Origin of the sequence: Pseudoalteromonas sp. Isolate3 (genome assembly GCF_022398505.1) — a bacterium.
Taxonomy (GTDB): Bacteria; Pseudomonadota; Gammaproteobacteria; order Enterobacterales; family Alteromonadaceae; genus Pseudoalteromonas; species Pseudoalteromonas apostichopi.
This window is the reverse complement of sequence record NZ_JAKEVN010000159.1, coordinates 1-6,360: the sequence shown is the minus strand read 5'-3', so window position 1 is coordinate 6,360 and position 6,360 is coordinate 1. Positions and strand designations below refer to the sequence as shown.

7 protein-coding genes are annotated in these 6,360 nt (G+C 40.3%); 5 read left to right on the top strand and 2 right to left on the bottom strand.

The annotated features are described in order from the left end of the window. From L1D46_RS19200 to L1D46_RS19180, 5 genes are all read left to right on the top strand, one after another. The coding region (locus L1D46_RS19200) for a type IV pilus secretin PilQ family protein (RefSeq protein WP_239978057.1) at positions 1 to 1,700 on the top strand (1,700 nt) is incomplete at its 5' end. A gap of 179 nt (positions 1,701 to 1,879) precedes the next feature. Continuing rightward, positions 1,880 to 2,398 carry a shikimate kinase AroK gene (gene aroK, locus L1D46_RS19195; protein ID WP_036973192.1) on the top strand — a complete coding sequence of 173 codons (519 nt, stop codon included), beginning with the start codon at positions 1,880 to 1,882 and terminating at the stop codon, positions 2,396 to 2,398. 27 nt (positions 2,399 to 2,425) lie between these two features. Beyond that, positions 2,426 to 3,496 carry a 3-dehydroquinate synthase gene (gene aroB / locus L1D46_RS19190; RefSeq protein ID WP_130049793.1) on the top strand — a complete coding sequence of 357 codons (1,071 nt, stop codon included), beginning with the start codon at positions 2,426 to 2,428 and terminating at the stop codon, positions 3,494 to 3,496. Then, complete coding sequence (locus L1D46_RS19185; protein ID WP_130049792.1) at positions 3,496 to 4,914, top strand: AAA family ATPase; 1,419 nt, start codon at positions 3,496 to 3,498, stop codon at positions 4,912 to 4,914. The genes aroB and L1D46_RS19185 overlap by 1 nt, the downstream gene beginning before the upstream one ends. Before the next feature lie 53 nt (positions 4,915 to 4,967). Further along, entirely contained in the window at positions 4,968 to 5,810 is an 843-nt protein-coding gene (locus L1D46_RS19180; protein WP_130049791.1) for a Dam family site-specific DNA-(adenine-N6)-methyltransferase, read from the top strand. On the opposite strand, the gene L1D46_RS19175 is transcribed toward L1D46_RS19180, so the two are convergent. Together L1D46_RS19175 and L1D46_RS19170 are read right to left on the bottom strand one after the other, a co-directional pair. Then, positions 5,782 to 5,967, bottom strand: a complete 186-nt coding sequence (locus L1D46_RS19175) for a DUF2970 domain-containing protein (protein WP_239978056.1) — start codon at positions 5,965 to 5,967, stop codon at positions 5,782 to 5,784. The two genes, L1D46_RS19180 and L1D46_RS19175, sit on opposite strands and share 29 nt — an antisense overlap. A 5-nt stretch (positions 5,968 to 5,972) precedes the next feature. Then, positions 5,973 to 6,269, bottom strand: coding sequence for a hypothetical protein (locus L1D46_RS19170; RefSeq protein ID WP_239978055.1), 297 nt, complete (start codon positions 6,267 to 6,269; stop codon positions 5,973 to 5,975). Positions 6,270 to 6,360 lie beyond the last annotated feature (91 nt).

Below are 6,360 nucleotides of genomic sequence, written 5' to 3'. Positions count from 1 at the left end.
CAACAGCGAAAGACAACATTGTTACTTTGCATGTTTCAGACAATCCGATTACAACAGATGACTCAAAGGATGGGTTAACCGCTTCTAATAACTATATTAACACAGTACAGTCGATTGATTTTCGTCGTGGTGAAAAAGGTGAAGCGCGTCTATTAGTCTTTTTACAAAATACGCAAGCGGCAATTAATGTGTATGAAAGCGGTGGCAAAATCATTGCTGAGTTTCACCACACAGATATTTTAGACGATTTATTATATCAATTAGATGTGATTGATTTTGGAACGGTCGTAAGCAACATTGAAACCTTCAAAGAAGGCAACATAACACGCATTGAGGTTGAACCAAATGCGGCATTTAAGTTTACGCACCAACAAATTGAAAACATCTTTACCCTAACAGTTGAAAAAGACGATACTCAGCGCGCATACCTTGATGGTGGAATTGAATATCAAGGCCGCCCTATGAGTCTTAATTTTCAAGATATTCCTATTCGTTCTGTATTACAGATTATTGCTGGTTATAACGAATTTAACCTTGTCACAAGTGACTCTGTAACAGGCAATATCACTTTACGTTTAAGCGGGGTTCCTTGGGATCAGGCACTTGATGTGGTGCTGAAGATTAAAGGCCTAGATAAGCGTATGGATGGCACTATCTTGATGGTGGCTCCTGCAGAGGAGTTAGCCGCTCGTGAAGCAAAGGAGCTTCAAGCTAAGCAGCAAGTTGAAGACTTGGAGCCGCTTTACAGTGAATATATTCGCCTTAACTATGCAAAAGCTGAAGAATTTGCTGATCTTTTAAAAACAGACACCAATAGCATAATCTCTTCACGAGGCAGTGTTTCTGTTGATAAACGTACCAATACTTTACTCATCAAAGATACAGCCAAAAGCATCGAAAGCGTGCGCCGTATGGTGGAAACCTTAGATATTCCTGTTAAACAAGTGGTAATTGAATCACGTATGGTGACAGTGAATGATAATGTCCAAGAAGACTTAGGTGTTCGTTGGGGGATCAGCGATGTAGGTAGTGATGGCGCTATTTCTGGCACATTAGATGGTGCCGGTGGTATGTTTGGTGCTGGCTCTTACGATAATATTCCAAGTATTTCTGACCGCTTAAATGTTAACTTACCTGTTTCAAGTCCTGCTGGTAGCATTGGTGTACAAATAGCTAAGTTAGCCAACGGTACAATATTAGATTTAGAGCTAAGTGCTCTTGAAGAAGAAAACCGTGGTGAGATTATCGCAAGTCCACGTATTACTACGGCGAACCAACAAAAAGCTCGCATTGAGCAAGGTACAGAGATCCCGTACGTTGAAGCAGCATCAAGTGGTGCAACTACGGTAACTTTCAAAAAAGCGGTGTTGAGCTTAGAAGTAACGCCACATATCACGCCTGACAATAAGGTCATTTTGGACCTAGTTATTACACAAGATACCCGCGGTGATACAGTGCAAACTCCAACAGGTTCTGCTGTGGCAATTAATACCCAAGAGATCCAAACGCAGGTATTAGTAGAAAATGGTCAAACTGTGGTGCTTGGTGGTATCTTCCAACAGCAAATCGTTAACTCAACTAAGAAAGTACCTCTGTTAGGTGATATTCCATACCTTGGTGCGTTGTTTAAAAGTACGAGTGAATTTAACGAGAAAAAAGAGCTGTTAATCTTTGTAACACCAAAAATCCAAATTGAATAAGTGATTTTTTCTTAAGCAACGAGCAATTAGCATGTTTAATTGCTCGTTATCTGGCTTTTTATGCTAATTGACTTGAAATACCCAAGCAATTACTGAGATAATCCCCTCCTTAATTTTGGGGCCAGGTCGTTAGGCGGGGTTTTATTTCAAATTTTAGAGTTCGTTTGTACTAAAAAGATATGGCTGAGAAACGTAATATATTTCTAGTGGGCCCTATGGGGGCTGGCAAAAGCACAATTGGTCGTCACATTGCTGATCAATTACACCTTGAATTTTTCGATTCAGATCAAGAGATCGAGCGTCGCACTGGAGCAGATATTGCTTGGGTGTTCGATCTTGAGGGTGAAGAGGGCTTTCGACTTCGTGAAGAAACTGTAATTTCAGACCTAACAGAGATGCAAGGTATTGTGCTTGCTACTGGTGGTGGTTCTGTGATCAGTAAAGAAGTGCGTAACAAGCTATCTGCTCGCGGTATCGTTGTATACCTAGAGACACCAATCGAAAAGCAAGTTGCACGCACGCAGCGCGACAAGCGTCGCCCATTATTGCAAACAGAAGAAGCACCGCGTGATGTATTAGAACGCTTAGCTGAAGAACGCGAACCGTTATACAAAGAAGTTGCTGATTTTGTTGTCCGCACTGATGAGCAAAGCGCGAAAGTTGTTGCTAATCAAATCATCGAGAAATTAGATTTTTAAAAACCAATAATAAAAAGGGAACTAGCTATGCTTGAATTAACAGTTAATTTGGACGAGCGAAGTTATCCTATTTATATTGGTCAATCTGCTCTTAAAGAGACTGGTCGGCTACGCGAGCACATCGGCGATTGTCGACCTATCATTATCACCAACGACACCATTGCACCTTTATATCTTGATGATGTAATGACGTCGTTGGCTGATCTTAACCCGTTATCTTTTACCATCCCTGATGGCGAACAATACAAATCACTTGAGTGGTTTGAAAAGATTTCGGCGTTCTTACTTGAACATAACTGTGGTCGCGATACTTGTCTTATTGCCTTAGGTGGTGGTGTTGTTGGCGACTTAACCGGCTTTGTTGCTGCATGTTATCAACGTGGTGTGCCTTTTATTCAGGTGCCAACTACTTTGCTTTCGCAAGTTGATTCGTCTGTAGGTGGTAAAACGGCAGTAAATCATCCTCTTGGTAAAAACATGATTGGCGCGTTTTACCAACCACAAGCTGTATTCATCGATACTCAATCGCTGCATACTTTGCCCGAGCGTGAATTTGCTGCAGGTATGGCTGAGGTTATTAAGTACGGCCTCATTTACGACACTGAATTATTTGCTTACCTAGAGCAAAATATTAACAACCTTAAATCACTTGACGAGCAAACTTTGCAGCATGTGATTTACCGTTGTTGTGAAATTAAAGCTTTGATTGTTGCACAAGATGAAAAAGAAGCTGGCTTACGTGCACTGCTAAACTTAGGACACACCTTTGGGCACGCGATTGAAGCACAAATGGGTTATGGCAATTGGTTACACGGCGAAGCCGTTGCGGCAGGTATGGTGCTCGCAGCTCGTTTAGCGCAAACCCGTGGTGATTTAACTGCTATTGAAGTTGAACGCATTGTTAAATTGATTGCTGAGTATGATTTACCTGTTGATATTCCAAGAGATATGACTGGTGAGCAATTTTTAACACATATGCGTAAAGATAAGAAAAATAAGAAAGGTACTATTCGCTTTATTCTTCCAACCCAATTTGGTCAATGTGCGCTGGTAAGTGATGTTACTGATCAGCAGGTTTGTGATTTAATAGCGCGCTAATGCAATCACAAATATTGCCTAGCCGTGCTGCGCTAGTTGATCGAATCGCTCTGCAGTTTGAATATGGGCAAAACCTAATTTGCTTACTTGGTCCATCGGGGCTAGGCAAAAGTTATTTACTAGAAACCTTTATTACAGATAAATACCTCGACTTTAACAAGGCGTTTGTTCAATTGTCGGGAAAAATGACCGACCAGCAGTTTATGACCGAACTGCTTGAACAAAGCTTTAGTAACCCACTGATAGACCACTCTTTGAGTTTGTCTGAAAACTTCTATCAACTTTATAAACAACAGCCTTGTGGTGATTGCTTATGGGTGATTGATGGAGGGCGTCATTTATCTGAAGAGTTAATCCAGCAACTAGAAATTTTAGCAAAGCAAAGCCCGAGCACACTATACATTTTAATAGCATCCCAGTCGGTAGGGCAATTTAGTCAAGCTGTTGAAATTCATCTAGAAGCGCTGAATTTGAGCGAAAGCAAACAGCTTATGCGTTGGTTTTTCGATAACCTGCCGGTTGAAGAAGATCCTGTTTTTCGCACCTTTTTACAAGAGGCTCATGGTAATCCAGCTTTATTACTTGCATGGCAGCCCGAGCAACAAAGCGCAGACATTCGAGTACCAGAAAAAAGCTACAAATTGCTTTATATAATTTTGTTGTTACTCACAACAATGTTGTTAATTATTGGCTTTTTGTATAAAGCGGATATGACCGAGTGGTGGAAAGCGCATTATCAGCAAGATACAGTGAGCGCTGTGGCAACAGCGCTGCCCGCAGAGACGATAGTCAATAGGCAAGTAGAAAGTGACGAGCGAGTATCAGAACAAGCGTTAGATAAGCTAACAAAACCAGAGCAAGCCATTACTGAACATGCTGTAAATACCACCCCAGTTGCTCAACCGCCAGTAGAAACTTCAGAAAAAGAAAGTCATGAGAACGAAATCCATGACAATAATGTTGCTGCGATTGTCGATAGCCTTTTTCCTGCTGAGCAACAACATGCAGCACAAGATAGCGAGCAGCAAAGCACAGAGGAAATAGCGACAGCGATAAATACTAATACTAAGCCGGTAGTAGCTGCGCTCGAGCAAACTACTGAATCTGAGCTAACGCTTGAAGGTAATGCTTGGTATTTAACTCAGCCAGACGATCATTATGTCATCCAATTACTTGCGGTTACTAAACCAGAAATTAGCGATAAATTTATTAGTGAAAATGATTTGCTAGGGCAGGTTAATACATACCGAAGTCTACGCAGTGGTAAGCCTTGGTGGATTGTAACTTATGGCAGTTATGCCACACTGAATGAAGCTAAGAAAGGTGTAACAACACTTTCTGATAATGTGCGTAAAAATCAGCCATTTTATAAAAAAATAAGTAAAATTAAACAAGAAATCGCTTCACTTAATCAGTAAATTAAAACTGATTAGTGTAAAATCGCGCAACACAGAATTGAAGTTAAGAGCAGATGCAGCAAAAGACCAGAGCCTTCCTTAAATGGGCAGGTGGAAAATACAGCCTAGTTGAAGATATTCGTACCCGCTTGAAGCAAGCGAGTATGGATGCTGACACCTTAGTTGAACCTTTCGTTGGTGCTGGCTCTGTATTCCTTAATACGGACTTTAAGCATTATATTTTAAACGATATCAATGCGGATCTGATCAACCTTTACACTGAGCTAAAGCGAACACCTGATGAATTTATTAGCGATGCAAAGAAGTTGTTTGTAGAGCTTAATAACCACCCTGAAGCCTATTATGAGTATCGTGTTCAGTTTAATCAAAGCAGTGATGTGTATGAGCGTGCAATTTTATTTTTATACATGAATCGCCATGGCTATAACGGTTTGTGTCGCTACAACCTTAAAGGTATTTTTAATGTCCCTTTTGGTAAATATAAGCGCCCTTATTTTCCTGAAAAAGAAATGCACTTTTTTGCTGAAAAAGCGCAGCAAGCAACCTTTACTTGTTTAGGTTATGACGAGGTATTTAAGCTTATTCCTAATAATGCAGTTGTGTATTGCGATCCACCATATGTGCCTTTGAGTAAAACTGCATCATTTACTTCTTACGCTAAAGGTGGCTTCAATTTAGATGATCAGGCTAACTTGGCTAATTTGGCTGAGCAAACTGCATTCGAAAATAACACACCAGTGCTCATATCTAATCACGATACAGTATGGACTCGTAAAATCTATAGCCAAGCTTCACTTGATGAAATTCAGGTGAAGCGAACTATTAGTCCGAAGGGCGGTTCACGTAATAAAGTGAATGAGTTAATGGCTATGTATTTAGCACCAAAGAAACGGTGAAATAAATCGCTGCTACAAACAGGCTAAATAAGATGAGCGCGATGATGATGATAGTACTGAGTGAATGCTCATTGAAGTCAGCTTGACGTTTGTCTTCTGATTGCACACCAAAAAATGCCGCGAAGACACTTTGCAATGCACTAATGAATTTGTTCATGCGATTTAGAACTTAGAACCTAAACTGCTAACTTTCTTTGACTCTTCACTACTTGTTAATAATTCAAGTAAATCAAGATAATGGAATTGAGCGCTGCGGCTATCACCAGTTAACCAAGAAAACCATCCTGTTTCTTGTTCAGCTTTCATACATTGAGCAGAAGATGACGATGCGCTTAGTGTATTGCATGAGCAATTAGACGCCGCTGCTAAAAAGTCGTCTTCATCGGCAGATGAAAAAGATACAAACGTAGCAACCGTAAGTGCGGACGCGATTAAGATCCCTATTTTAAAAGCACGCATGAGAATAACCCTTGTTTGTGTTATTTAGACAAGCATACATAATAATTGCTCAAATAACAAACTTAATTAAGGCTGAATTAAATAAAAATAT

Coding starts and splice junctions, on each gene's coding strand:
- aroK (WP_036973192.1), top strand. CDS start 1,880: ATGGCTGAGAAACGTAATATATTTCTAGTGGGCCCTATGGGGGCTGGC.
- aroB (WP_130049793.1), top strand. CDS start 2,426: ATGCTTGAATTAACAGTTAATTTGGACGAGCGAAGTTATCCTATTTAT.
- L1D46_RS19185 (WP_130049792.1), top strand. CDS start 3,496: ATGCAATCACAAATATTGCCTAGCCGTGCTGCGCTAGTTGATCGAATC.
- L1D46_RS19180 (WP_130049791.1), top strand. CDS start 4,968: ATGCAGCAAAAGACCAGAGCCTTCCTTAAATGGGCAGGTGGAAAATAC.
- L1D46_RS19175 (WP_239978056.1), bottom strand. CDS start 5,967: ATGAACAAATTCATTAGTGCATTGCAAAGTGTCTTCGCGGCATTTTTT.
- L1D46_RS19170 (WP_239978055.1), bottom strand. CDS start 6,269: ATGCGTGCTTTTAAAATAGGGATCTTAATCGCGTCCGCACTTACGGTT.